The 23,145-nt window shown below is 63.4% G+C and carries 25 protein-coding genes; 2 read left to right on the top strand and 23 right to left on the bottom strand.

Going from position 1 to position 23,145, the window contains the following annotated elements:
• The first annotated feature begins 108 nt into the window (after window positions 1-108).
• On the top strand, window positions 109-621 hold the full coding sequence (locus tag DBO86_RS05785) for a GspH/FimT family pseudopilin (protein ID WP_108233189.1): 513 nt from the start codon (window positions 109-111) through the stop codon (window positions 619-621).
• Between the two features lie 9 nt (window positions 622-630).
• Here DBO86_RS05785 and ispH read toward each other — a convergent pair whose 3' ends face one another.
• The 8 genes from ispH to murJ form a co-directional block, all read right to left on the bottom strand.
• Complete coding sequence (gene ispH / locus DBO86_RS05780; protein ID WP_108233188.1) at window positions 631-1,575, bottom strand: 4-hydroxy-3-methylbut-2-enyl diphosphate reductase; 945 nt, start codon at window positions 1,573-1,575, stop codon at window positions 631-633.
• Between the two features lie 51 nt (window positions 1,576-1,626).
• A complete protein-coding gene (locus tag DBO86_RS05775; RefSeq protein WP_108233187.1) occupies window positions 1,627-1,902 on the bottom strand; it encodes a type II toxin-antitoxin system RelE/ParE family toxin in 276 nt (91 codons plus the stop codon).
• Window positions 1,902-2,096, bottom strand: coding sequence for a type II toxin-antitoxin system RelB family antitoxin (gene relB, locus DBO86_RS05770; RefSeq protein WP_108233186.1), 195 nt, complete (start codon window positions 2,094-2,096; stop codon window positions 1,902-1,904). The genes DBO86_RS05775 and relB overlap by 1 nt, the downstream gene beginning before the upstream one ends.
• Window positions 2,097-2,125: 29 nt before the next feature.
• Complete coding sequence (locus tag DBO86_RS05765; protein ID WP_108233185.1) at window positions 2,126-2,572, bottom strand: FKBP-type peptidyl-prolyl cis-trans isomerase; 447 nt, start codon at window positions 2,570-2,572, stop codon at window positions 2,126-2,128.
• The gene (lspA, locus tag DBO86_RS05760) at window positions 2,569-3,078 is read right to left on the bottom strand and encodes a signal peptidase II (RefSeq protein WP_108233184.1); all 510 of its coding nucleotides are present in this window, start codon (window positions 3,076-3,078) and stop codon (window positions 2,569-2,571) included. Before lspA ends, DBO86_RS05765 begins: the two co-directional genes overlap by 4 nt.
• Complete coding sequence (ileS, locus tag DBO86_RS05755) at window positions 3,071-5,902, bottom strand: isoleucine--tRNA ligase (protein ID WP_108233183.1); 2,832 nt, start codon at window positions 5,900-5,902, stop codon at window positions 3,071-3,073. The genes lspA and ileS overlap by 8 nt, the downstream gene beginning before the upstream one ends.
• Entirely contained in the window at window positions 5,899-6,849 is a 951-nt protein-coding gene (gene ribF, locus DBO86_RS05750) for a bifunctional riboflavin kinase/FAD synthetase (protein ID WP_108233182.1), read from the bottom strand. Before ribF ends, ileS begins: the two co-directional genes overlap by 4 nt.
• Before the next feature lie 79 nt (window positions 6,850-6,928).
• The gene (gene murJ / locus DBO86_RS05745; RefSeq protein WP_108233181.1) at window positions 6,929-8,470 is read right to left on the bottom strand and encodes a murein biosynthesis integral membrane protein MurJ; all 1,542 of its coding nucleotides are present in this window, start codon (window positions 8,468-8,470) and stop codon (window positions 6,929-6,931) included.
• Between the two features lie 190 nt (window positions 8,471-8,660).
• On the opposite strand from murJ, the gene rpsT reads away from it, so the two are divergent.
• Window positions 8,661-8,939, top strand: coding sequence for a 30S ribosomal protein S20 (gene rpsT / locus DBO86_RS05740; protein ID WP_003243036.1), 279 nt, complete (start codon window positions 8,661-8,663; stop codon window positions 8,937-8,939).
• Window positions 8,940-9,308: 369 nt separating this feature from the next.
• Here rpsT and DBO86_RS05735 read toward each other — a convergent pair whose 3' ends face one another.
• The 15 genes from DBO86_RS05735 to DBO86_RS05665 all read right to left on the bottom strand — a co-directional run bounded on the left by DBO86_RS05735 (window position 9,309) and on the right by DBO86_RS05665 (window position 23,098).
• Window positions 9,309-9,554, bottom strand: coding sequence for a DUF2274 domain-containing protein (locus DBO86_RS05735; RefSeq protein WP_108233180.1), 246 nt, complete (start codon window positions 9,552-9,554; stop codon window positions 9,309-9,311).
• Window positions 9,551-10,828 (bottom strand): TraB/TrbI/VirB10 family type IV secretion system protein, encoded by a 1,278-nt coding sequence (locus DBO86_RS05730; protein ID WP_108233179.1) that lies wholly within the window; start codon window positions 10,826-10,828, stop codon window positions 9,551-9,553. The genes DBO86_RS05735 and DBO86_RS05730 overlap by 4 nt, the downstream gene beginning before the upstream one ends.
• Before the next feature lie 2 nt (window positions 10,829-10,830).
• On the bottom strand, window positions 10,831-11,835 hold the full coding sequence (gene trbG, locus DBO86_RS05725) for a P-type conjugative transfer protein TrbG (protein WP_108233178.1): 1,005 nt from the start codon (window positions 11,833-11,835) through the stop codon (window positions 10,831-10,833).
• The gene (trbF, locus tag DBO86_RS05720; RefSeq protein WP_019439181.1) at window positions 11,832-12,536 is read right to left on the bottom strand and encodes a conjugal transfer protein TrbF; all 705 of its coding nucleotides are present in this window, start codon (window positions 12,534-12,536) and stop codon (window positions 11,832-11,834) included. The genes trbG and trbF overlap by 4 nt, the downstream gene beginning before the upstream one ends.
• A 17-nt stretch (window positions 12,537-12,553) precedes the next feature.
• Entirely contained in the window at window positions 12,554-13,948 is a 1,395-nt protein-coding gene (gene trbL, locus DBO86_RS05715) for a P-type conjugative transfer protein TrbL (protein ID WP_108233177.1), read from the bottom strand.
• A complete protein-coding gene (locus DBO86_RS05710; RefSeq protein WP_108233176.1) occupies window positions 13,945-14,259 on the bottom strand; it encodes a hypothetical protein in 315 nt (104 codons plus the stop codon). Before DBO86_RS05710 ends, trbL begins: the two co-directional genes overlap by 4 nt.
• Window positions 14,260-14,271: 12 nt before the next feature.
• Window positions 14,272-15,015, bottom strand: coding sequence for a P-type conjugative transfer protein TrbJ (gene trbJ, locus DBO86_RS05705; protein WP_108233175.1), 744 nt, complete (start codon window positions 15,013-15,015; stop codon window positions 14,272-14,274).
• A complete protein-coding gene (gene trbE, locus DBO86_RS05700) occupies window positions 15,012-17,462 on the bottom strand; it encodes a conjugal transfer protein TrbE (protein WP_108233174.1) in 2,451 nt (816 codons plus the stop codon). Before trbE ends, trbJ begins: the two co-directional genes overlap by 4 nt.
• Before the next feature lie 12 nt (window positions 17,463-17,474).
• Entirely contained in the window at window positions 17,475-17,744 is a 270-nt protein-coding gene (locus DBO86_RS05695) for a VirB3 family type IV secretion system protein (RefSeq protein ID WP_010280369.1), read from the bottom strand.
• A complete protein-coding gene (locus tag DBO86_RS05690) occupies window positions 17,741-18,127 on the bottom strand; it encodes a TrbC/VirB2 family type IV secretion system protein (RefSeq protein ID WP_020203109.1) in 387 nt (128 codons plus the stop codon). Before DBO86_RS05690 ends, DBO86_RS05695 begins: the two co-directional genes overlap by 4 nt.
• The gene (gene trbB / locus DBO86_RS05685; RefSeq protein WP_020203110.1) at window positions 18,124-19,173 is read right to left on the bottom strand and encodes a P-type conjugative transfer ATPase TrbB; all 1,050 of its coding nucleotides are present in this window, start codon (window positions 19,171-19,173) and stop codon (window positions 18,124-18,126) included. Before trbB ends, DBO86_RS05690 begins: the two co-directional genes overlap by 4 nt.
• A complete protein-coding gene (locus DBO86_RS05680) occupies window positions 19,170-19,646 on the bottom strand; it encodes a ribbon-helix-helix protein, CopG family (protein ID WP_029043630.1) in 477 nt (158 codons plus the stop codon). The genes trbB and DBO86_RS05680 overlap by 4 nt, the downstream gene beginning before the upstream one ends.
• Entirely contained in the window at window positions 19,643-21,649 is a 2,007-nt protein-coding gene (locus tag DBO86_RS05675; protein ID WP_020203112.1) for a conjugal transfer protein TraG, read from the bottom strand. Before DBO86_RS05675 ends, DBO86_RS05680 begins: the two co-directional genes overlap by 4 nt.
• A gap of 235 nt (window positions 21,650-21,884) precedes the next feature.
• Window positions 21,885-22,151, bottom strand: coding sequence for an EexN family lipoprotein (locus DBO86_RS05670; RefSeq protein WP_029043631.1), 267 nt, complete (start codon window positions 22,149-22,151; stop codon window positions 21,885-21,887).
• Window positions 22,152-22,153: 2 nt separating this feature from the next.
• Window positions 22,154-23,098 carry a LysR family transcriptional regulator gene (locus tag DBO86_RS05665; RefSeq protein WP_108233173.1) on the bottom strand — a complete coding sequence of 315 codons (945 nt, stop codon included), beginning with the start codon at window positions 23,096-23,098 and terminating at the stop codon, window positions 22,154-22,156.
• Window positions 23,099-23,145: the final 47 nt, after the last annotated feature.

The following is a 23,145-nucleotide window of genomic DNA, read 5'->3' as shown; positions in this document are numbered from 1 at the left end:
ATTACACGACTACACTGTTTTGATCTTCCCGGCAGAGACGACTGGCTAATCTAGTGTATTAAGCGGCCTCAGTCTCCTCTAGCGCCTTGCGGCGAACAGGCAGGAGCCATGAACAGAAACTTGAAGGGATTCACACTGGCCGAGCTGATGATTGCCTTGGTTATTCTGACGCTAACCATCGGCCTGGGTCTGCCAACCCTGTACAACTTCATTCACGATCATCGCTTACGGGCCGCTTCGAACGACCTGCTCATGGCCGCAGCACTGGCTCGCAGCGAGGCGATAAAACGCAACGTACCGGTCTATCTTTCCGCGCGCTCCGGCTCTTGGGCCGCTGGATGGGAAATCCACCCAGACAACAACTGGAGCGATAGTCGTGACTCAACAGAAACAACGCTGTGGAATGGGCAAACGCACAGCGCCTTGAACATTCAGGGAAATCAACCGGTTGCCACTTATATAAGATTCACACCCAGCGGCAGGGCCAAGCTCCCCGGCGGCGCCTTTCAGGCAGGCACCATCACACTTTGCTATCCGCAAAGCAGGGCAGCACAACGAGAGATCGTGCTCAACTCGATGGGCCGCCTGAAATTGAACAAGACAACCCAGACAGGTTGCTGATCAGGCGCCTTACAGCGCCTTCACCCGCAGCTCCTTGGGCATGGAGAACGTCACGTTCTCCGGGCGGCCATCGAGTTCGGTCTCGCCGGTCGCGCCCCAAGCGCGCAGTTGATCAACCACCCCCCGCACCAGCACTTCCGGTGCCGAAGCGCCCGCCGTGATACCGACACCCTCCACCCCCTCGAACCACTCACGCTTGAGATCCTCTGCTCCATCGATCAGATAGGCCGGAGTCCCCATGCGCTCGGCCAGTTCGCGCAGGCGGTTGGAGTTGGAGCTATTCGGGCTGCCGACGACCAGCAGCACGTCGCACTCGCTGGCCAGTTGTTTGACCGCATCCTGGCGGTTCTGCGTGGCGTAGCAGATATCGTCCTTGCGCGGGCCACCGATGGCCGGGTACTTGGCGCGCAGGGCGTCGATCACCTTGCTGGTGTCGTCCATCGACAGGGTGGTCTGGGTGACGAACGCCAGGTTTTCGGGATTACGCACCTGCAGTTCGGCGACGTCTGCCTCGTCTTCCACCAGGTAGATGGTGCCGCCATTGCTGGCGTCGTACTGGCCCATGGTGCCTTCGACTTCCGGGTGGCCTTCGTGGCCGATCAGGATGCACTCACGGCCTTCCCGGCTGTAGCGCACCACTTCCATATGCACCTTGGTCACCAGCGGGCAGGTGGCGTCGAACACCTTGAGACCGCGCCGAGCGGCCTCGTCGCGTACCGCCTGGGACACGCCGTGCGCACTGAAGATGACGATAACGTCGTCCGGCACCTGGTCCAGCTCTTCGACGAACACCGCACCGCGCGCGCGCAGGTCCTCGACCACGAACTTGTTGTGCACCACTTCATGGCGCACGTAGATCGGCGGGCCGAAGACTTCCAGGGCGCGGTTGACGATTTCGATGGCACGGTCGACGCCGGCGCAGAAGCCACGGGGATTGGCGAGTTTGATAAGCATGTTGATTGTCTCGATTTACACCGCGCATTGAATGCAGAGTGATTCAAAGGCTCAAGGATATTCTTGGCGAGAATGAAGGACGCTGACCACTTCTATGCACTCGGCCGCCACCCTGTAGACCAAGACATAGTTGGGATGGGCGACCAGCTCGCGAGTGCCGGGAACCCGAGCGGAACGATACAGATAGGGGGGTTCAGCCAACGGCAAGACGGCAGATTCAAGGTAATTCTTAAGCTGCCTGGCAGCCTGTGGGGCTTCATCAGCGATATAACGGATGATTTCCGCCAAGTCGGCTCTGGCGCTATCGCGCCAGATGATTGGCAACATCAGCCACGGCCTCGCTGCCGAGCTTCAGCCTGAACAATGATGGCTTCCATTTCTGCCATCACTTGGTCATGCGGAACACCAGGACGCGAGTCATCCAAAGACTCCTTTACCTTGCGGCGAAACCAGCGATCATGAATATCCGCCTGCTCCTGCGTCTCGAACTCCGACACGATGGGGGAAAGTTGCACACTCATATGGGCGGCCTCCGTGTTAGAGGTTCAGTCTACACCGCATCCAGCGCCTTGACCTCGATGATCTCCACATCGAAGGCCAGCACCTTGCCGGCCAACGGATGATTGAAGTCGATGGTGACCTGCTTGTCGTCGAACGCCTTGACCACGCCCGGCAGCTCGGCATTGGCGGCGTCGTTGAAGATCACCAGCAGGCCTTCGGAAAGCTCCATGCCGTCGAACTGGCTGCGCGGCATGATCTGCACGTTCTGTGGGTTGGGCTGGCCGAAGCCCTGCTCCGGCTGCACCTGCACACTGCGCTTGTCGCCGGCCTTGAAACCGTAAAGCGCCTGCTCGAAGCCGGGCAGCAGGTTGCCATCGCCGACCTTGAAGGTGGCCGGCTGCTTGTCAAAGGTGCTGTCGACCACATCGCCGTTTTCCAGCTTGAGGGCGAAATGCAGGGTCACTTCCCTGTCCGGACCGATGCGTACGTCTGTCATTGCGCAGCCTCCTTCGCGGACTTGTCGCTCTTGAACATATCCAGCGCCAGCAGGATGGCGCCGATGGTGATGAAGGTGTCGGCCAGATTGAACGCCGGGAAGAACCAGCGGCTCTGCCAGTGCACCAGAATAAAGTCGACCACGTGGCCGAGCACCACGCGGTCATACAGGTTACCCAGCGCGCCGCCCAGGACCATGGCCAGCGCCACCGCCAGCAGGGTTTCGTGGCGCTTGAGGCGCTTGAGCCAGACCACCAGCACGACGCTGACGACGATGGCGATGGCTGCGAAGAACCAGCGCTGCCAGCCGGCGGCATCGGCCAGGAAGCTGAATGCCGCGCCGGTGTTGTAGGCCAGGGTCCAGTCGAAGTAGCCCGGAATCACTTCGATGCGCTGATACATGCTCAGCGTGCCCTCGAAGATGTCCTTGCTCACCCGGTCGGCGACCAGGATCAGCACGCTCAACAGCAACCAGGGCAGATGCCCGAAACGCGAGGACTCAGGCATGCTTGCGCACCTCACCTTCACCTTCGATGTTGCTCACGCAACGGCTGCACAGCTCCGGATGATCAGCATGACTGCCGACATCGGCGCGGAAGTGCCAGCAGCGGCCGCACTTGGCGTGGGCGGATTTGAGGATCTTCAGCTTCAGACCTTCGACCTCGGTCACCACCGCATCGGCCGGCGCGTCGGCCAGCGGTGCGGTCTGCGCCGCCGAGGTGATCAGGGCGAAACGCAGCTCGTCGCCGAGCTTGGCCAGGTCGGCCTGCTTGGCGTCGTCGCAGAACAGGGTGACCTCGGCCTGCAGGCTGGCACCGATGGCCTTGGCCGTGCGCAGGTTCTCCAGCTCCTTGTTGACCGCGGCCTTGACCTCCATGACGCGATCCCAATAAGCGCGATCCAGCTCGAAGCCTTCCGGCAGGCGCTGCAGGCCGGCGTACCAGGTATTGAGCATCACCGATTCGTTGCGCTCGCCCGGCAGGAACTGCCAGATTTCCTCGGCAGTGAAGGCCAGGATCGGCGCGATCCAGCGCACCAGCGCCTCGCTGATGTGGAACAGCGCGCTCTGGCAGGAGCGACGCGCCACGCTGTCGGCGGCGGTGGTGTACTGGCGGTCCTTGATGATGTCCAGGTAGAAGCCGCCCAGCTCCTGCACGCAGAAGTTATGCACCTTGGAGTAGACGTTCCAGAAGCGGTAATCGGCGTAGGCTTCGATGATTTCTTCCTGCAGACGCAGGGCCGCGTCCACCGCCCAACGATCGAGGTCGAGCATCTGCTCAGGCTGCAGCAGGTCCTTGGCCGGATCGAAACCGTTGAGGTTGGCCAGCATGAAGCGCGCGGTGTTGCGGATGCGGCGGTAGGCATCGGCGCTACGCTGCAGGATAACCTTGGACACGGCCATCTCGCCGGAATAGTCGGTGGAGGCGACCCACAGACGCATGATGTCGGCGCCCAGGCTGTCGTTGACTTCCTGCGGCGCAACCACGTTACCCAGCGACTTGGACATCTTGCGGCCGTTCTCATCGACCACGAAGCCATGGGTCAGCAGCGCCTTGTACGGCGCGTGGCCATCGATGGCACTGCCGGTCAGCAGGGACGAGTGGAACCAACCGCGGTGCTGGTCCGAACCTTCCAGGTACAGATCGGCGCGCGGGCCGTCGGTGTGGCCCATGTCGTGGGAGCCGCGCAGCACGTGCCAGTGCGTGGTACCGGAGTCGAACCACACATCGAGGGTGTCGTTGATCTTGTCGTAGTCAGCTGCTTCAGCGCCAAGCAACTCGGCGCCGTCCAGTTTGAACCAGGCTTCGATGCCCTCTTGCTCGACACGCTTGGCGACTTCTTCCATCAGCTCGACGGTGCGCGGGTGCAGCTCGCCGGTGGCCTTGTGCAGGAAGAACGGGATCGGTACACCCCAGTTGCGCTGACGCGAGATGCACCAGTCGGGACGGCCGGCGATCATGCTATGCAGGCGCGCCTGGCCCCAGGCCGGGACGAACTGGGTTTGCTCGATGGCCGCCAGCGCACGCTCACGCAGAGACTCGCCCTCTTTGGGCTGAGTGTCCATGCCGACGAACCATTGTGCGGTGGCGCGGTAGATCAGCGGCGTCTTGTGGCGCCAGCAGTGCATGTAGCTGTGCTGGATCGGCTGGTGCTTGAGCAGCGCACCGACTTCGGCCAGCTTCTCGACGATGGCCGGGTTGGCCTTCCAGATGAACTGGCCACCGAAGAACGGCAGGTCCGGGGTGTAGACGCCATTGCTCTGCACCGGACTGAGAATGTCGTCGTTGCTCATGCCGTAGGCTTTGCAGGTGCGGAAGTCGTCCTCACCATAAGCCGGCGCCGAGTGGACGATACCGGTGCCGGCACCCAGCTCGACGTACTCGGCCAGGTACACCGGCGAGAAACGCTCGTAGAACGGATGGCGGAAGCGGATCAGATCCAGCGCAGCGCCCTGCGCCGTGGCGATCACCTGACCTTGCAGGCCGTAGCGCTGCAGGCAGGATTCGACCAGTTCTTCAGCCAGCAGCAGCAGGCGCTCGCCGGTGTCGACGAGGGCGTAGGTAAATTCCGGGTGGACGTTGAGTGCCTGGTTGGCCGGGATGGTCCAGGGCGTGGTGGTCCAGATGACGATGGCAGTCGGCTTGCTCAACTCGCTGAGGCCGAAGGCAGCGGCCAGCTTGTCTACGTCTTCGATGGGGAAGGCGACGTCGATGGCATCGGACTTCTTGTCCTGATACTCCACCTCGGCTTCAGCCAGGGCCGAGCCGCAGTCGAAGCACCAGTTCACCGGCTTCAGGCCTTTGAACACGAAGCCCTGCTTGACCATCTCGGCCAGGGCGCGGATCTCGCCGGCCTCGTTGGCAAAATCCATGGTCTTGTACGGATTGTCCCAGTCACCCAGCACGCCGAGGCGGATGAAGTCGGCCTTCTGCCCTTCGATCTGCTCGCCGGCATAGGTGCGGCAGCGCTCGCGGGTCAGGTCCGCCGGCTGGTTCTTGCCGAAGGTGGTCTCGACCTTGTGCTCGATCGGCAGGCCGTGGCAATCCCAACCCGGCACGTAGGGCGCGTCGAAACCAGCCAGGGTCTTGGAGCGGGTGATGATGTCCTTGAGGATCTTGTTCACCGCATGACCGATGTGGATGCTGCCGTTGGCATAGGGCGGGCCGTCGTGCAGGACGAACTTCGGCCGATTTTCGCCAATCTTGCGCAGCTTGCTATACAGGCCAATCTCGTTCCAGCGCTGCAGGGTCTGCGGCTCGCGTTGCGGCAGGCCGGCCTTCATCGGGAACTGGGTATCGGGCAGGTTCAGCGTGGCTTTGTAGTCGGTCATTTCGGGCTCTTCATCAGCGGGTGGCTCTGCCAATATTCACAGGCAGCGGCGATATCGGCGGCAATCGCCGCCTTCAAGGCCTCGAGCGAGGCGAAACGCTGCTCATCACGCAGCTTGTGGTGGAAAGCCACCGAGAGACGCCGGCCATACAGATCGCCGGCAAAATCCAGAAGATGCACTTCCAGATGGGCGCTGCCGTCACCGGCAACGCTGGGGCGCACGCCGATATTGGCGACGCCCGGTTGAATCACGCCATCGATTTCACAGCTCACCAGATAAACGCCGGTCAGCGGCACCTTGCGCCGCTTGAGCTGGATGTTGGCAGTGGGCGCATCGAGCTGGCGGCCAAGCTTCTGCCCGTGCAATACCCGCCCGGCGATGCGAAACGGCCGGCCGAGCAGGGCTTCGGCCAGTTCGAAATCGCCATCGGCCAGGGCCTGACGCACGCGCGTGCTGCTGACCCGGCCACCGAGCACTTCGACCGTGGTCGAAGCATCGACGCTGAAGCCATGGCGCTGGCCGGCAGCCTGGAGAAATTCGAAATCCCCTGCACGGTCGCAGCCGAAGCGGAAATCATCGCCGATCTCCAGATCCTTCACGCCCAGGCCTTCGACCAGCACACGCTGGACGAACTCGGCGGCCGACAACTCGCGCAGGCGGCGGTTGAAGGCCAGGCACAGCACCAGGTCGACGCCTTCGCCGGCCAGCAGGGCAAGCTTGTCACGCAGGCGAGTCAGACGCGCCGGCGCGGTGTCCGGGCCGAAGAACTCACGCGGCTGCGGCTCGAAGATCACCACGCAACTGGGCACGGCCAATTCCGCGGCACGCTCGCGCAAGCGCGCCAGGATGGCCTGGTGCCCACGATGAACGCCGTCGAAATTACCGATGGTGACCACACAGCCCCGCGCCTGGGGCTGCAGGTTATGAAGACCTCGAACCAGCTGCATAGCACGCTTCTTGTTCACAAAGTGGCCGATTATACGCACAGCACGCCATGCACAACAGGCATCGTGACGCCTGAAACCGCTACAAGGCCCGCCGGGCAAAGTCGCGCGGACGAAAGCCCAATATCAGCAGCATGCCGAAGTAGGCGACCAGCCCAGCCGCTACCAACGCGCCGAGACGCAACAGGCGTACGAGCATCTCCCCTTCTGCCCAGGCGGGCATGACCTGCAGCAGCCCCAGCAACACCGCGACCATCACCGCCACCGCGACCACCAGCTTGAGCAGAAACAGCCCCCAGCCCGGCAGCGGCTGGAAAATATCGGCACGGCGCAACTGCCAGTACAACAGGCCGGCATTCAGGCAGGCCGCCAGACTGATCGCCAGCGCCAAGCCGACGTGCGCCATGCCCAGGCCAAAGACGAACAGCGCATTCATCACCTGGGTCGCCAGCAGGCTGACCACGGCGATCTTCACCGGCGTCTTGATGTTCTGTTGGGCGTAGAAGCCCGGTGCAAGAATTTTCACCAGAATCAGTGCCAGCAGCCCGACCGCATAGGCCATCAGCGCCTGCTGGGTCATCAGCGAATCGTTGGCGGTGAATTTGCCGTACTGAAACAGCGAGACCACCAACGGCTCGGCGAGAATCGCCAGCGCCAGGGTGCAAGGCAGCACCAGCAGAAAGCACAGACGCAGCCCCCAATCGAGCAGGTGGCGATAGGCGTCGCGGTCCTTGCTCGCGTAGGTTTTCGAGAGCGCCGGCAACAGGATGGTGCCCAGCGCCACGCCCAGCACCCCCGAGGGCAGCTCCATCAGACGATCGGCGTAATACATCCAGGACACCGAGCCGGCCACCAGGAAGGAGGCGAAAATGGTGTTGATGATCAGCGATATCTGGCTCACCGAGACGCCGAAGATCGCCGGCCCCATCTGCTTGAGCACGCGCCACACGCCCATGTCACCGAAACTCAGGCGCGGCAGCACCAGCATGCCGATCTTTTTAAGGTGCGGCAGTTGCCAGAGCAACTGCGCCAGGCCACCGACCAGCACCGCCCAGCCCAGCGCCATGATCGGCGGGTCGAAATAGGGCGTCAGAAACAGCGAGAAGACGATCATGCTGACGTTGAGCAGGGTCGGCACGAAGGCCGGCACCGAGAAACGGTTCCAGGTGTTGAGAATGGCGCCAGCCAGCGATGACAGGGAGATCAGCAATATATAAGGAAAGGTCACCCGCAGCAGATCGACCGTCAGTTCGAAACGCTCGGCCTCATCGGCAAAACCCGGTGCCGTAGCCCAGACGATCCAGGGCGCAGCGAGCACGCCGATGGCCGTGACCAGCGCCAGCGCCAGGGTCAGCAAACCAGAGACGTAGGCAACGAACGTGCGCGTGGCCTCCTCGCCCTGCTGCATCTTGTACTCGGCCAGGATCGGCACGAAAGCCTGCGAGAACGCCCCTTCGGCAAAAATGCGGCGCAGCAGGTTGGGCAGTTTGAAGGCCACCACGAAGGCATCCGACGCCACCCCGGCACCGAAGGTGCGGGCGATGATGGTGTCGCGCACGAACCCCAGCACGCGCGACACCATGGTCAGTGAACTGACGGCAGCCAGGGACTTGAGGAGATTCATGGGGTATTTCGGCTTCCATAAAGAGGTGCAGTAGCGGACAATCGCCACCCAACGAAGGCGTCGAGTGTAGCGAGCCACCACTGGTCAGGCCAGCACAGGAAAGCGTCATCAGACTTGACAGCAGGCAGATGGATCGGCATGATTCGCGGCCTTATTTGTCGTAACCCCCCAGTTTTCGAGGAGCTTGACGGTGGCCAACTCACCTTCTGCCAAAAAACGCGCCAAACAGGCTGAGAAGCGCCGTAGCCATAACGCCAGCCTGCGCTCGATGGTTCGTACTTACATCAAGAACGTAGTCAAGGCTATTGCTGCCAAAGATCTCGAGCTTGCCAAAACCGCTTACACTGCAGCTGTTCCGGTCATCGACCGCATGGCTGACAAAGGCATCATCCACAAGAACAAAGCCGCTCGTCACAAGAGCCGCCTGAACGCGCACATCAAGGCGCTGGGCGAAGCTGCTGCCGCTTAACTGCGACAGGTTCTTGAAAAACCGGCCCTGGAGGCCGGTTTTTTATTGCCCCGAGTTCACGATCCGCAGCCCATAAAAAATGGCCAGTGTCAAGTCTTTCGCGCAAACCACGCGAGGCTTGAAACCATATACGGGGCAATAAGTTAGCTCTGTTTCATACCGCTAGCAGCGGATGTGGCGTTGTGGGCTGGGAGCCACATGAGAGCCTAGAGAAAGCAAGCCGGGTCGCGTTGTAGCTATGGAGATTGCCAACGGCTGGCAGGCTTGTTTGGTCATGTTAGTGCATTCCCTCGCAGCCCATCCAGAACGAAGAACGCGCAGCCTCGGGCTGCGCGTTCGAGTGATGGTCAATCTGGTTCAATTGCATCTTCAACTTGGCTTCGGCGGCAAGGCCTTGCTGGCGTTTCCTTTCCTGAACCCCCGATCACCGGCCATGAACGCCTCCAGCATGTGCGGGATCAGCGTTGTGGCATCGACCGCCTCGCCATATGCCTGCGCGTGCAGCGCGGCGTAGCGGTCGAGGTCGGCTTTCAAGCTGGCCGGGCAGGCAAAGGTTAGCTTCATGCTCTCGGTCTTGGGCAGCGGCCCCAGCCGCAGTTTCCTGGTCGTATTCATCGTGAAGTCCCCTTGTTGAAGAACAGTGGCTGGTAAGGCCGCAGTACCAGATCGCGGTTGACGATGATGCGCACCGGCAAGCCAGGGCGGCTGGTCAGCGTGGGTTGGATGTTGAGGTTGCGCCGGGTCACTTCTTGGCCGACCTGGTTCACGGTGTCCTGCAGGCTGTCGCGTCCAGCGATAATCATGCGATCACCGTCCTGGCGGTTCTCGGGTGCGGCCAGTTCGGCTCCCACACCCAGCAGCGTCGTCAGCACTGCACCGGCGAAGATCCGATCCCAATGCCAGTCCACATCGTCTTCCAGGCCGGCATAGCCTGCGGGGTCGGTGCCGACGAGGTTGTCGAGCGTGAGCGAAGACGTATCCGGCAGGATGATGCGGTTCCACATCACCTGCACGCGGCTCTGGCCGTAGCTGATCTGGCTGTTGTATTTGCCCAAGATGCGCGAACCCTGCGGGATCAGCAGGAACTTGCCTGTGGCCGTGTCATAGATCGGCTCCGTCACCGTGGCGATCACGTCGCCCGGCAAGTCCGACTTGATGCCCGTGACCAGTGCCCCGGCAATGACCGTTCCAGCCATCACCTGATACGGCGAGGTGGGCATTTGCAGGTTGCCGGAGTTACGGGTTTCCGTAGATCCGCCTGTCAGGAACGCCTCTTTCTGGTCTTGCCGATTCTGCACGGCAGTCGGATCAACAGGCTGGGCCGCCGTCGAGGCGGGGCCAGCAGCCAGCGGATCGAAAGCGGCATTGGCAGCGAAGCCTGGTGCGGCAGCGACCTGCGACTGCGCCACGGGCGCCGCCTGCGGGGAACCCGTGCGGAAGAACACCGATGAAGCTGCCGCTGCTTCTTCCTCCTTGCGCAGCGCATCGTTGGGGTCATAGCCGGGTGCGGCATAGGTGGCGGCAACTGGCTGCTGCGAGTTCACGATGGCTGGCCCCAGGTCGCCGGGTAAAGGAGGCCCCAGCTCCGGCACATCGGGCGGCAGCGCTGGCAACTTGGAATAGTCGGCAGGAAGTTGGTCGAGGCCTTCCGAGCGCGACACACGATCCACGTTGTACAGCTCGGTGGATTCACCCGCGCCGCGTTGCTGCGGTTGCAGCGACCAGATCAGCGCGCCCATCACGCCAATTGACAAGCCGCCAGCGAGGATAGCCAGCGTGCGCCGGTTCAGGCGCGTGACCGGACGCGGTTGGGCGCGCAGCGCCACCGCCTCGGGTGCCACTTTGTCCACCTGAGGCGTGGCAAGGTCGGGGGTATCGTCCTGGCTCATGCTCAGTTCCTCCCGGCAATGCCATCCGTGCGTTCGATGCGCACCACGTCGCCCTTGTCGGCCCCCAGGCGCAGTTCTGCTGCACCGAACAGGCGATCCACGATGTAGTACGGCGAGCGGAAGCGATAGTTCACCAGTTGCCCGTCGCCCTGTGTGCCGATGACGAACAGCGGCGGCAGCTCGCCCTGGGCGATGCCTGCCGGGAACTGGATATAGACCTTCTCGCCATCGTCGAAGGCGCGCAGCGGCTTCCACGGCGGATTGCCGCCCGACACCGCGTAGCGGAAACGGATCTTCTCCAGCGACAGGCCAGTATCGACCGGCGCGGCGGCGCTGGCCGCCTGTGCCTGGCGTTGCAAGGCCAGCATCCGGTCTTTCGGATAGTCCCAGGACACCGACGCCATCCATGCCTTGTCGGTCGAAGTCAGTTCCAGCAGGTACGTCCTGCGGCTGGTGGTAATGACCAGATTGGTCTTCAAGCTGGAACGGATGGGTTTGACCAGCACATTGACGCGCAGATCGGCCCCGCTGCCGCTGGAGGTGTCTCCGACGATCCAGCGCACGGTATCGCCCGCAGCGACCGTCACCAGTTCCTCGCCGGGCTGGAGCGCAATCACCGTCACGCGACCCACGGACGCATAGACCTGGTACAGCGCGCCATCGGTGAAGGGCCAGACCTGGATCGCATTGACGTAGCCCTCGCGGGTCGGTGCGATGCGTGCCTCGGCGTTGGCACGAGAAACGCGCACCTTCTCGTCGGCAGGCTCCGGTGCCGCCGGGGCCACATCGACGTCCGGCAGCGGCTTCAACTGCGCTGGCAGCGCCAAGGGTTCGGGCACTGCCACCACTTCGATGGGCTTGGGCGGCTCGGGCAATGGCTGAGCCTGCACCGGCTCATCGAGCGAGATCATCGGCGGCGGTTTGCCCTGCGTGGCACAGCCCGCAAACAGGACAGTCGATGCCAGCAGGATCACCGGCAATGCAGTTTTACGGAAATGTGCATTCATGGTTTGGCTCCTTCAGAAGAATCCAGTTCACGGCTCCACGACAAGCCATTGACGTAGATGCCCAGCGGGTTGCGGCGCAGGCGTTCTTCGGTGCGCGGGGTCTGCTGCACGATGGACACCACCGCCGTCCATCGCTCCAGCCCGGCCGCCGCGCCATTGACGTAGCGGCGTTCCGTCCAGCGCACGTTGAACGACGCATCACTGGCGCGAACCACGCTGGTGATCTGCACCGTCACCGACTCCTTGCCAATACGGGCGAACGGGTCATTCACCCGCGCATAGTCGTTGAGCACCGCCGCGCCCCGGTCGGTGGTGTAGTCGTAGGCATCGAGCCAGTTCTGGCGCACAACGATCGGGTCGATGGACAGCGAGCGCACCAGCGTCACGAAGCGCGCGATGTGGTGTGCCGTCTGCGCATCGGTGGGCCGGTACGGCGTGGCCGCTTCGCCCACGGTGCGTACCTGGCCGGACTGATCCACCTCGATGACATAGGGCGTAACGATGGACTGTGCCGAGCGCCACACCAGGCCGCCGGCCATCAGCAGCGCGAGCACCAGGCAGCCGAAGGCCATCAGCCGCCAGTTCTTGGCCTGCACGCGGGCCGAGCCGATGCGCTCGTCCCAGACCTGGGCAGCGGCTTGATACGGGGTGGCAGGTTGCGGTGTATCGGCATAGCGCACCTGCGGTCGTTTGAATCGCATGGGGTTCTCCTTGAAAGTCAGCTATCTGAATCGCGCAGGCTCGGGCCTTGGCCCGAACCGCCGCCGTCGCCACCGCGCAGGGTGTGCGCGGCCGTTGTGGTGGCTTGGGTGAGTCGTTGGCGACGTTGCAGGCGCTTGGCCCAACCGGGTTGTTCCTGCTTCTGCGCGTTGGCCGTGTGGCCAGCGGCATCCCCTGTGGTGATCTGCCCGGAACTGGCAGCGCCACCGCCTGTACCACCATCGGTGCCGGAGCCTTGCCAGCCTGCTTTGAATGGCGCGGCAGCCTTGGCCGCCGCTGCCTTGATGCCTGCACTAGCGCGCTGGCCAGCGGTCTGTGCGCCGCCCATGGCAACACTTCCCAGCCCTGCCATCGCGCCTTTGGCTCCGCCGCCCGCAGCGGCAGAACCGGACTGGAAAGCCGACTTCGCGCTGCCAGCCGCCGAGGTCGCAGCCCGTGCGCCAGCCCCTGCGAGCTTGGCGGCAGCCGGTGCCATGCGCGCCCCGGCCATCACCGCACCGCCAACGCTGGCGGCGGCGGCACCTACGGCAACCGCCGCGCCTGCGGCACCCACAGCAGCACCGGCCATCGCTCCGGCGCCCAACTGCGGCGCGCCGGATACCAGCCCGGTGGCAATGCCCGGCCCGAAGATCCCCAACGCCAGAAGCGTGAGCGAGGCCAGCATGATGACCACCGCATGGTCGATGGACGGCTCGGCCGGATGCACCTGGAACTCGGCGAACAGGCCCGATCCAATGCCGACGATCACGGCCAGCACCAACACCTTGATGCCAGACGACACCACATTGCCCAACACCTTTTCGGCGAGGAAGCTGGTCTTGTTCCACAAGGCGAAAGGCACCAGCACGAAGCCCGCCAGCGTGGTCAGCTTGAACTCGATCAAGGTGATGAAGAGCTGGATCGCCAGCACGAAGAAGCACAGGATCACCACCGCCCAGGCCAGGAACATGACCACGATGGGCGTCATGTTCACGAACACTTCGGGAAAGCCCGCCATGTCGCTGATCTGCTCAAGGATCGGCGCTGCCGCGTCGATGCCGGTCTTGGCCAGGCGTCCCGGTTGCAGGAATTCGCACATGCTCATCGTCGAGCCGCTGGCCGTCAGGCCCAGGCCCGCGAATGAGCGGAAGACGATGCTGGCCAGCCAGTTGAAGTTGTTGATGATGTAGGCGAACGCACCGACGTAGAGCACCTTGCGCAGCAGCTTGGCGATCACGTCATCGCCTTGGCCGGTGGCGTGGCTCATCGCCCAGTACAGCCCGGCAATCGTCATGTCGATGACGATCAGCGTGGCTGTGAGGAACGCGACTTCGCCCTGCAGCAGCCCAAAGCCCGAGTCGATGTAGCGCGAGAAAGTAGCGAGAAACCGGTCGATCACTGTCACGTCATTCATGGCACGTCCCCCTCGAAAGGCATGGCGTCCTGGTCACTGGCGAGTGTGTCAAAGCTCGGCGGGATCGGCGGCAGATCGGCCAGCGTGCGGAACTCGTCAGGCCCGGTTTCCCCGGCGAAGAAGCGCCGCCGGAAAGCATCGGTCGCCGCTAGGCAGGCGACTTCGCCTGCCGTCGTCCTGTCGGCTGCACACTGCGCACGCAAAGCCTTGAGCCGCGCGGGGTCGGCGGCCAGGGCAGCGGCCAGGTCTTCGGTCGGCTGCTGGCCGCAAGCGACCAGCAGCACGGGCAGCAGCAAGAAAGCGCATCGCATGGCCGTCTCCCGTCAGTTGCCGTAGAAATCCACGCGCTGCGGTGTGTAGGGCGTGCCATCACCCAGGAAGCGACGCGTCACTTCACGTCCACGTTCGACAGCCGCTGCTTGGCGTGCCAGTTCCAGTGCGGCGGCGCGTTCCTGCGTGATCTGGAGCTGCTGCGCCTGAATGGATTGCTTGGCCTGCAGGGCCAGAAGCTGGTTGGTCGCCTGCATGGCTTGCAGCGCGCCGGTTGCGGACTGACTCCGGCTGACCAGATCGGACAGCGCGCTTTCGTCTTGCGCCAGGTTCTGCGACACCTGCGCCTGCATCCGCATCGCGGTATGCAGACCTTTCAAGGTGTTTTTCCAGCGCTCCTGCGCATCGCGCAGCATCTGGTCGCCGCTGACCGTCGCGGCGTACTGCTCCGGGTACAGCCGGGCGAAAGTGGCATCCATGCTCTGCACGTCGTAGGCCAGGCCGCGTGCCTCGGCGATCAGGCGTTCGGTGGTCGCCAGCGTCGAACGCAAGCGATTGACGATGTTGAAGTCCAGATTCGCGAGGTTGCGCGCCTGGTTCATCAGCATCTGCGCTTCGTTCTGGAGCTGGTTGATCTGGTTGTTGATCTGCTCCAGCGTGCGGATGGCGGTCAGCGTGTTCTGCACGAAGTTCGACGGGTCGAACACCGTCAGCGCGGACGCGGGCTGGACGGCCAGCAGCGACACCGACAGCACGGCGGCAAGCGAGGCGGACAGCAAACGGGGTTGGGTCTTCATGGTGAAACCTCCAGAGGTTGAGAAGCGAGGAAGAACGCTGCTACCGGCGAGGACGGCAGCAGATCAGCGGCCCAATCGAGGCCGCGATGGCGCAGCCAGGCACCGGCAAAGCCCGGTGTGCCTGCGTCCAGCAGCACGCGATCCATGTCGCGTTGGTCTTGCGGAGTGGATGCACCCGCGAAGGCCAGCGTGGCTGGCCCCAGGTCGAGGTCGAACAGGCGATTGCCCAGACGCGATTGGTAGTAGTAGTCGCGCTTGGGCTGCGCGGTCGCCACGATCTCGATCTGGCGCGAGTTCAGCCCGAAGCCTTCGTAGATCGTGCGAATCTGCGGCTCGGTGGCCTGCGGATTGGGCAAGAAAATCCGACTGGCGCAGCTTTCGATCACTGCCGGTGCAATGCTCGAATCCTTGATGTCGGCCAGCGACTGCGTGGCGAAGATGACGCCGACATTCTTCTTGCGCAGCGTCTTGAGCCACTGGCGGATGCGGGCAGCGAACACCGGGTCATCGAGGAACAGCCAGGCTTCATCGAGGATCAACAGCGTGGGCGCGCCGTCGAAGCGTTCATCGAAGCGGGCGAACAGGTAGCCCAGCACGGCCAGCACTGCCGCCTTGCTGTGCATCAGCTCTTCCATCTCGAAGCCCTGCACGCTGCCGGAACCCAGCCGGTCAGAATCGGCGTCCAGCAGCTTGCCGTGGGCACCACCCAGCACATAGGGCGCGAGCGCCTGGCGCAGTGCGTTCGATTGCAGCAGTACCGACAGACCGGTCAGCGTGCGTTGCTCTGTTGGCGCACCGGCGAGGCTGCCGAGTGCCGACCAGATCGCCGCCTTCTCGTCCGGGCCGACGACCACGCCTTCGTGCAGCAAACGGCCTTCCACCCATTCGGCGGCCCAGGTGCGGTAGCCTTCGTGGTCGATGCGGGCCAATGGTTGGAAGGCGATCGCCCCATCGTTACCGAGGTCGTAATGTTCGCCGCCCAGCCCGAGGATGGTGGCACGCATGGAGCGGCCCATATCGAAGGCGAAAATGCGCGAGCCGGGATAACGGCGGAACTGCATCGCCAACGTGGCGAGCAAGACCGACTTGCCCATTCCGGTCGGCCCTGCGACCAGCGTGTGGCCAACGTCGCCAATGTGCGTCACCAGCCGGAACGGCGTCGCGCCATCGGTGCGTGTGACGATCAGCGGCGGGCCGTCGAGGTGAGCGTTCTTCTCCGGCCCAGCCCATACCGCCGACAGCGGCATCATGTGCGCCAGGTTCAGCGTTGAGACGATGGGCTGACGCACGTTGGCATAGGCATTGCCGGGAATAGACGACAGCCAGGCATCCACGGCGTTCAGTGTTTCGGGGATGGTGACGAATCCCCGACCCTGGATGACGCGCTCCACCATGCGCAGCTTCTCGTCGGCCACGGCCGGGTCGGCATCGAGCACCGTCACTGTGGCGGTGAGGTAGCCGAAGGCCACCTGGTCACTGCCCAGCTCCTGCAAGGCGGCATCGGCATCGGCGGCCTTGTTGTTGGCGTCGGTATCGACCAGCGGGCTTTCCTGCTGGAAGATCGTTTCGCGCAGCAGCGCGATGACGTTCTTGCGTTTGGCGAACCACTGGCGGCGCAGGCGCCCCAACTCCCGTTCCGCCTCGGCTTTGTCGAGGCAGAGAAAGCGCGTGCTCCAGCGGTATGCAAAGCCCAGGCGGTTGAGGTCGTCCAGAATCCCCGGCCAGGTCGAAGTCGGGAAGCCTCGCACCGACACCACGCGCAGGTGCTGGTCGCCCAGCATGGGCGCCAGGCCACCGACCAGCGCGGAGTCGGTCAGCAGCGCGTCGATGTGGAATGGCACTTCGGGCACGCCGACGCGGTAGCGCCGCGTCGAAATAGTGGCGTGCAGGTAGGTCAGCGTCTGGCTGTCATCGAGCCAGGCAACTTCTGGCATCACGCCGTCGAGAAGGTCGAAGACGCGATCGGTTTCCGCGACGAAGGCTTGCAGCCGCCCCTGCCAATCCACGCCATCGCCCGGCGCGTTCTCATAGAGCATCTTGGCAGCGCGGGCGCGAGATTCTTCTGGTGGCAGATAAGCAAGCGTGAGGTGATAGGCACTCTCGAAATGCTGGCCCGATTCCTGGAAGGCCGCGCGGCGTTCTTCCTCCACCAGCCAGGACAATGGCTCGGGGAATTCGGAACGCGGATAGCCCGCCGCAGCGCGGCGCTCAGCTTCGATGAACAAGGCCCAGCCCGACCCCAGGCGGCGCAGTGCGTTGTTCAGGCGCGCCGACGTGGCGATCAGCTCGCCTTGCGTGGCGCTGTCCAGATCCGGCCCACGAAAACGCGCCGTGCGCTGGAACGAGCCATCCTTGTTCAAGACGACGCCCGGCCCGATCAGCCCGGCCCAGGGCAGCCAGTCGGCCAGCAGCGCGGGCCGCTGGCGGTATTCGGCAAGGTTCAGCATGTCGGCTTCTCCCTATGCGTCCAGCAGCGGCTTGTGCTTGATGTGCCGGGCGAAGACCTGCATGAACTGCGGATCGACGCGCGCACCCCACACCGCCAGCGAATGGCCGACAATCCACAGCACCACGCCGGGAATCCACAGTTGCAGGCCCAGCCCGACGGCGGCGGCCAGCGTGCCGTTGGCAATCGCCACGGTGCGCGGCGCACCGCCCAGCAGGATCGGCTCGGTCAGCGAGCGATGCAGCGGCACTTCAAAGCCCGGAAGATCGGTGGCCGTGCTCATACGACGGCCCCGCCGGAGAAACTGAAGAACGACAGGAAGAAGCTCGAAGCCGCAAAGGCAATGCTCAACCCGAAGACGATCTGGATCAGCTTGCGAAAGCCGCCACTGGTATCGCCGAAGGCCAGCGCCAAGCCCGTCGCAATAATGATGATGACCGCGACGATACGGGCCACCGGCCCCTGGATGGATTCGAGGATGGATTGCAGCGGGCCTTCCCACGGCATCGAGGAACCGGCGGCCTGTGCGGTTCCGGCCAGGAACAACAACAGCGCGGCCAGCAGCAGCCCTTGCCCCGCAGGGCGGGCCAGGCTGCGCAGCCGTGCCAGGCTGGACAGGCGAGAAAGCGGATTTACAGAAAGATGGAAAGCATCAACGTGCGTCATGGCAGTTCTCCAGAGGATTGGTCGAGGGACTGGGAAGGAACAGGCGGCAGCTCGGGAAACGACGTTTCCAGCGCATCCGCCAGGCGGTAGCCCGCGCCGTCGAAACCGACGACACGGGAAATGGTTTCGACGTGGCGCTTGCGGCCACGGCCTGCGATGTGGATGACGACGTTGACCGCCTCGGCGATCAGGGCGCGGGGCGGATTCACCGCCACTTCGAGGATCAGTTGCTCCAGGCGCAGCAGCGCGCCCAACGCGGAGCCGGCATGGATGGTGGCGATGCCACCGGGGTGGCCGGTGCCCCAGACCTTCACCAGATCCAGCGCTTCGCCGCCGCGCACTTCGCCGACGATCACGCGATCCGGGCGCAGCCGCATCGTTGCGCGCACCAGTTCCTGCATCGACACCACGCCTGCGCGGGTGCGCAATGGCACATGGTCACGGGCCGCGCATTGCAGTTCGATGGTGTCTTCGAGCACCAGCACGCGGTCGCCGGTGGCGGCGATCTCGGCCAGCAAGGCATTGGCCAGCGTGGTCTTGCCGGTGCTGGTGCCTCCGGCGATCAGGATGTTGTGCCGCTCGCGCACGGCATGACGCAGAAACTCGGCCTGCCCAGCGGTCAGGATGCCATCGGCCACATAGCGATCTAGACCGATGATGCTCACGGCCCGCTTGCGCAGCGCAAAGGCCGGGCCGGGTGCGGCGGGCGGCAGGATGCCCTCGAAGCGCTCGCCGGTCTCCGGCAGTTCGGCGGTCAAGAGCGGTTGGCCGCGATGTACCTCCGCACCAACGTGAGCGGCGACCAGACGGATGATGCGTTCGCCATCGGCTTCGGGCAGTTCGATGCCCAGCGGCGCACGGCCAGACGACAGCCGATCCACCCACAGCGTCCGGTCGGGGTTAAGCATCACTTCCACCACGTCCGGGTCTTCCAGCGCTGCGGCGATCACCGGCCCCATCGCCGTGCGCAGCATCTGGATGCGGCGATCCAGCGAAGTCGCGGCCGACGAACGCGGTTCGGGCGGCATCTGCTGAACGGCGCTCATGAGGCACGCTCCGCAGCACGTTCATGGGCTTCGGTCAGCACCGCCGCGTCGTCCATCCGCATGGGGTCTGGATGCAGTTCTTCCACCACGTCCCGCACCAGGCTGCGGCCACGCAGCAGGTGGCGGCCCAACTGTTCGACGAACTGCTCGAAGCGCGCCTTGCCCTGGGCGCGAGCTGCATCCTGATGGGCTTCGGGCACCGGCGTGCTGACGGTCAGGTAGTAGCGGATAAACAGCGCCAGCGTTTCGATCTGGATGTTCTGGTCACGCTCCAGACGCTCGGCTTGCCGCGACAGGCGATCCAGACGCTTGGCAATGGCGGCCTCGCGCTGGTCGCCGGCATCGAGCGACAGCCAGGACGCCAAGGCAGCGGCGACGATGCTGGACTTGGATACGCCTTTCTTGGCGGCCAGTTCGTCCAGACGCTTGGCGTGCTCGTGCTGGATGAACAGGTTCAATCGGTATTGGCTCATAGGTCGATTCCGTCGTTAGGGTCGAGGGATGCCAGCCGCGCCGTGCGCTGCATGGCGGGGTCGAGCTGGCCGGGAAGCACCGGGGGCATGTCGTCGTCATCGAGCAGCGACAGGTCACTGGTCGGGGTATCCATCTCGGGGGCATAGGCAATGGCTTCGGACAGTTCGGGCTGGCGGCGTGGGCCGCCGTCGTCGGTCGAACCCAAGGCCTCCAGGTCATCGGCGGACGCCGTAGCCGGTGCCGCAGGAACCACAGGTATGGCCAGGCCGCTCCAGTCGTCAGGTCGTGCAGGCGGCACATCGGCATAGCGGCCAACCGTCACCGCAGGCGGCGGCAACACCCGTTGCTTGAAATTGGCGTCGGCGAAGTAGCGCAGCTTCTTCGCCTTGATCGGCGCGACGCTGGACACCATCACCACCGCTTCATCAGTCGGCAACTGCATTACTTCGCCTGGCGTCAGCAGCGGACGTGCGGTTTCTTGGCGCGACACCATCAGATGGCCGAGCCACGGTGCAAGCCGGTGGCCTGCGTAGTTGCGCTGGGCGCGCAACTCAGTGGCCGTGCCCAATGTTTCGGAAATGCGTTTGGCCGTGCGTTCGTCGTTGGTGGCGAAGGTCACGCGCACATGGCAGTTGTCCAGAATCGAATGGTTCTGCCCATACGCCTTGTCGATCTGGTTGAGCGACTGGGCGATCAGGAAGCTGCGGATGCCATAGCCCGCCATGAAGGCCAGCGCCGTCTCGAAGAAGTCCAGCCGCCCCAGCGCCGGGAACTCGTCCAGCATCAACAACAGCTTGTGGCGGCGTTGGATGCCGTCACTGCCATCCAGCGATTCGGTGAGCCGTCGCCCGATCTGGTTGAGGATCAGCCGGATCAGCGGCTTGGTGCGCGAGATGTCGGAAGGCGGCACTACCAGATACAGCGATACCGGATGCTCTGCTGCGATCAGGTCAGCGATGCGCCAGTCGCAGCGCGACGTGACTGCGGCCACCGTGGGATCTCGGTACAGGCCGAGGAACGACATGGCGGTGGAGAGCACGCCCGAGCGCTCGTTGTCCGACTTGTTGAGCACTTCGCGGGCAGCGGATGCAACGACGGGATGCTGGGCATCACCCAGGTGCTTGGTCGTCATCATCCGATGCAAGGTCAGCTCGAACGGGCTGGCCGGGTCGCTGAGGAAGTTGGCAACGCCCCGTAGCGTCTTGTCTTCGCCCGCGTAGAGCACATGCAGGATCGCGCCGACCAGCAGCGCGTGACTGGTCTTCTCCCAATGGTTGCGCTTCTCCAGCGCGCCTTCTGGATCGACCAGGATGTCGGCGATGTTCTGCACGTCGCGCACCTCATGCGCGCCGCGCCGCACTTCCAGCAGCGGGTTGTAGGCCGCTGAACTGGCATCAGTGGGGTTGAACAGCAGGCAGTGCGAGAAGCGCGAACGCCAGCCAGCGGTGATCTGCCAGTTCTCGCCCTTGATGTCGTGGATGACAGCGGACGCGGGCCAACTCAACAATGTCGGCACCACCAGGCCCACACCCTTGCCTGAGCGCGTCGGCGCAAAGGTCAGGACGTGTTCCGGCCCTTCGTGCCGCAGGTAGTGGCCGTCATGTTGGCCGAGAAAGACACCAGCAGGCTGCGTCAGCCCAGCCTTGCGAATGTCGGCGGCATCGGCCCAGCGAGCCGAGCCATAGGTCGTCACCTTGCGCGCCTGGCGCGAGCGCCACACCGACATGGCGATGGCGACCGCCACGGCCAACAGGCCACTGCTTGCCGCGATCATGCCGCCGGTGTCGAACACCTGCGGCGCGTAGGCGTCGAAGAAGAACCACCACTCGAACAGTTTCCACGGGTAATAGACCGGCGTGCCGTGGAAGTCGAACCAGGGCGAGCCCAGGCGTAGCTGGTAGCCCAATGCGGCGGCTGTCCATTGCGTGGCACCCCACACGCCGGCGATCACGATGCCGAACACGGCGGCGATCTGACCGAACAACACGCCCTGAGCTTGCATACCCTGGCCTCCGATTTCTCCTGCGCTGATTCCCCGTGGAAAACGCGGCACAAAGGCGTGCCGCAGGCGTCAGGATCGGTGCCGGTTCAGTGCCAGTCAAAGACCGTTATCGGCAGCAAGGTGATGCAAAAAGCATGGTTTCATGCAGGGACGAAACCAGTAAAAACGCCGCAGGCGTGAGCGCGCTGCGGCGTGTTGAGAAACAAAAACAGGATATGCGGAAATCCGCCAACGGTCAGAACTTCGGCGACGTTTCCGATGGCGTGTAAGGCACTTTCCCATCGCCAAAGAAGCGCTTGTTCGTCGCTTCGGCCACGCGGTTGCACAGCACGTCGCCCATCGTGGGGCGCTCGGTCTTGCACTGGCGGCGCATCTCCTTCAAACGTTCGGGATCGGCGGCCAGTTCTTCCACGGTCGGGAGATTAGATTCCTGCTTGGGCGACTCCGAAGGACCGCAGGCCGTGAGTGCAGCAACCAGCAAGAACGGGGCAAGCAGCTTCATGGTCATGGCTCGGTTTCCTCCTGTGAGTCGGGTTCAACGGGTGGTGAGGCTCTGCTGCCTTCGGGGGATTCGATGGCTTGCACTCGCTCGATAAAACGCGCCACGACATCTGACGAGTCACCTTCCCGGTGCAGCAAATAAGTCTTCAACAAAAGAGGGCGACCTGCCAATGGCCGCGCAACTACACCAGGTTCTCGACTTGCGGCAACGTGAGGAGCTCCTGCCAACCCTATTGCAAACCCTGCTGATACCAGTGCCATCATTAAATCAATGGAGGCCACGTACTCAGCGATCAGTGGCTCAATATTTGCTCGACGCAATGCTCGCTCAACTTGGCGGGCATGGCCTTCGCAGACTTGAGGGTCACACAACACCACCGGGTAACGCAGTAACTCTTCTAATGGGATGCGCTTGTACTTCAGTAACGGATGCCTCGCGGGTACCGCCACCATCAGTGCATCGCTCCACACTGCTTCAGCAGTGATTCCTTCGCCCACGTCATTCGATTGCGCAAAGCCTAAGTCGTACAAATCATCGTGAAGCCCCTTGATTTGATGCGACAGCGGCACCTCAAACAGGCGAATCTCGATTTCTGGCTCTTCTTGCCGACATAGCGCCAGCAGCGATGGAAGGCGAGATGGAGTCAAACCATCGGATAGCGAAACGCGCAATTGACCATGAAAACCGTTGGCCGCCGCCTTTACACTGTCGCGCGCTTGCTGCAATGCAGTAAAGACGCGTGGCACATGATCCATGAATAGTTTTCCTGCACGCGTCAGTCTCGTGCTTCGGCTAGTGCGAACAAATAGTTGCTCGCCCAGTTCCTCTTCCAGCTCTTTTATCGTCCGAGACAGTGGCGACTGCTCGATATGTAAGCGCTCTGCCGCTCGGGCGAAATTAAGTTCCTCCGCTACAGCAAGGAAGCAGCGCAAATGCCGAAGTTCCATATTCTCCTCTCCGCTGATCCCATTTTTAAAGCCTTTGTTAAATCAAC

It is taken from the genome of Ectopseudomonas oleovorans, assembly GCF_003052605.1.
GTDB classification, from domain to species: domain Bacteria; phylum Pseudomonadota; class Gammaproteobacteria; order Pseudomonadales; family Pseudomonadaceae; genus Aquipseudomonas; species Aquipseudomonas oleovorans_A.
The sequence above is the reverse complement of the archived record's forward strand: the minus strand, read 5'-3'. Positions and strand labels throughout refer to the sequence as shown.

What these genes read in the sequence shown, in the direction of transcription:
- DBO86_RS05785 (WP_108233189.1), top strand. Translation starts at nt 109, where the DNA reads ATGAACAGAAACTTGAAGGGATTCACACTGGCCGAGCTGATGATTGCC.
- ispH (WP_108233188.1), bottom strand. Translation starts at nt 1,575, where the DNA reads ATGCTTATCAAACTCGCCAATCCCCGTGGCTTCTGCGCCGGCGTCGAC.
- DBO86_RS05775 (WP_108233187.1), bottom strand. Translation starts at nt 1,902, where the DNA reads ATGTTGCCAATCATCTGGCGCGATAGCGCCAGAGCCGACTTGGCGGAA.
- relB (WP_108233186.1), bottom strand. Translation starts at nt 2,096, where the DNA reads ATGAGTGTGCAACTTTCCCCCATCGTGTCGGAGTTCGAGACGCAGGAG.
- DBO86_RS05765 (WP_108233185.1), bottom strand. Translation starts at nt 2,572, where the DNA reads ATGACAGACGTACGCATCGGTCCGGACAGGGAAGTGACCCTGCATTTC.
- lspA (WP_108233184.1), bottom strand. Translation starts at nt 3,078, where the DNA reads ATGCCTGAGTCCTCGCGTTTCGGGCATCTGCCCTGGTTGCTGTTGAGC.
- ileS (WP_108233183.1), bottom strand. Translation starts at nt 5,902, where the DNA reads ATGACCGACTACAAAGCCACGCTGAACCTGCCCGATACCCAGTTCCCG.
- ribF (WP_108233182.1), bottom strand. Translation starts at nt 6,849, where the DNA reads ATGCAGCTGGTTCGAGGTCTTCATAACCTGCAGCCCCAGGCGCGGGGC.
- murJ (WP_108233181.1), bottom strand. Translation starts at nt 8,470, where the DNA reads ATGAATCTCCTCAAGTCCCTGGCTGCCGTCAGTTCACTGACCATGGTG.
- DBO86_RS05735 (WP_108233180.1), bottom strand. Translation starts at nt 9,554, where the DNA reads ATGAATACGACCAGGAAACTGCGGCTGGGGCCGCTGCCCAAGACCGAG.
- DBO86_RS05730 (WP_108233179.1), bottom strand. Translation starts at nt 10,828, where the DNA reads ATGAGCCAGGACGATACCCCCGACCTTGCCACGCCTCAGGTGGACAAA.
- trbG (WP_108233178.1), bottom strand. Translation starts at nt 11,835, where the DNA reads ATGAATGCACATTTCCGTAAAACTGCATTGCCGGTGATCCTGCTGGCA.
- trbF (WP_019439181.1), bottom strand. Translation starts at nt 12,536, where the DNA reads ATGCGATTCAAACGACCGCAGGTGCGCTATGCCGATACACCGCAACCT.
- trbL (WP_108233177.1), bottom strand. Translation starts at nt 13,948, where the DNA reads ATGAATGACGTGACAGTGATCGACCGGTTTCTCGCTACTTTCTCGCGC.
- DBO86_RS05710 (WP_108233176.1), bottom strand. Translation starts at nt 14,259, where the DNA reads ATGCGATGCGCTTTCTTGCTGCTGCCCGTGCTGCTGGTCGCTTGCGGC.
- trbJ (WP_108233175.1), bottom strand. Translation starts at nt 15,015, where the DNA reads ATGAAGACCCAACCCCGTTTGCTGTCCGCCTCGCTTGCCGCCGTGCTG.
- trbE (WP_108233174.1), bottom strand. Translation starts at nt 17,462, where the DNA reads ATGCTGAACCTTGCCGAATACCGCCAGCGGCCCGCGCTGCTGGCCGAC.
- DBO86_RS05695 (WP_010280369.1), bottom strand. Translation starts at nt 17,744, where the DNA reads ATGAGCACGGCCACCGATCTTCCGGGCTTTGAAGTGCCGCTGCATCGC.
- DBO86_RS05690 (WP_020203109.1), bottom strand. Translation starts at nt 18,127, where the DNA reads ATGACGCACGTTGATGCTTTCCATCTTTCTGTAAATCCGCTTTCTCGC.
- trbB (WP_020203110.1), bottom strand. Translation starts at nt 19,173, where the DNA reads ATGAGCGCCGTTCAGCAGATGCCGCCCGAACCGCGTTCGTCGGCCGCG.
- DBO86_RS05680 (WP_029043630.1), bottom strand. Translation starts at nt 19,646, where the DNA reads ATGAGCCAATACCGATTGAACCTGTTCATCCAGCACGAGCACGCCAAG.
- DBO86_RS05675 (WP_020203112.1), bottom strand. Translation starts at nt 21,649, where the DNA reads ATGCAAGCTCAGGGCGTGTTGTTCGGTCAGATCGCCGCCGTGTTCGGC.
- DBO86_RS05670 (WP_029043631.1), bottom strand. Translation starts at nt 22,151, where the DNA reads ATGAAGCTGCTTGCCCCGTTCTTGCTGGTTGCTGCACTCACGGCCTGC.
- DBO86_RS05665 (WP_108233173.1), bottom strand. Translation starts at nt 23,098, where the DNA reads ATGGAACTTCGGCATTTGCGCTGCTTCCTTGCTGTAGCGGAGGAACTT.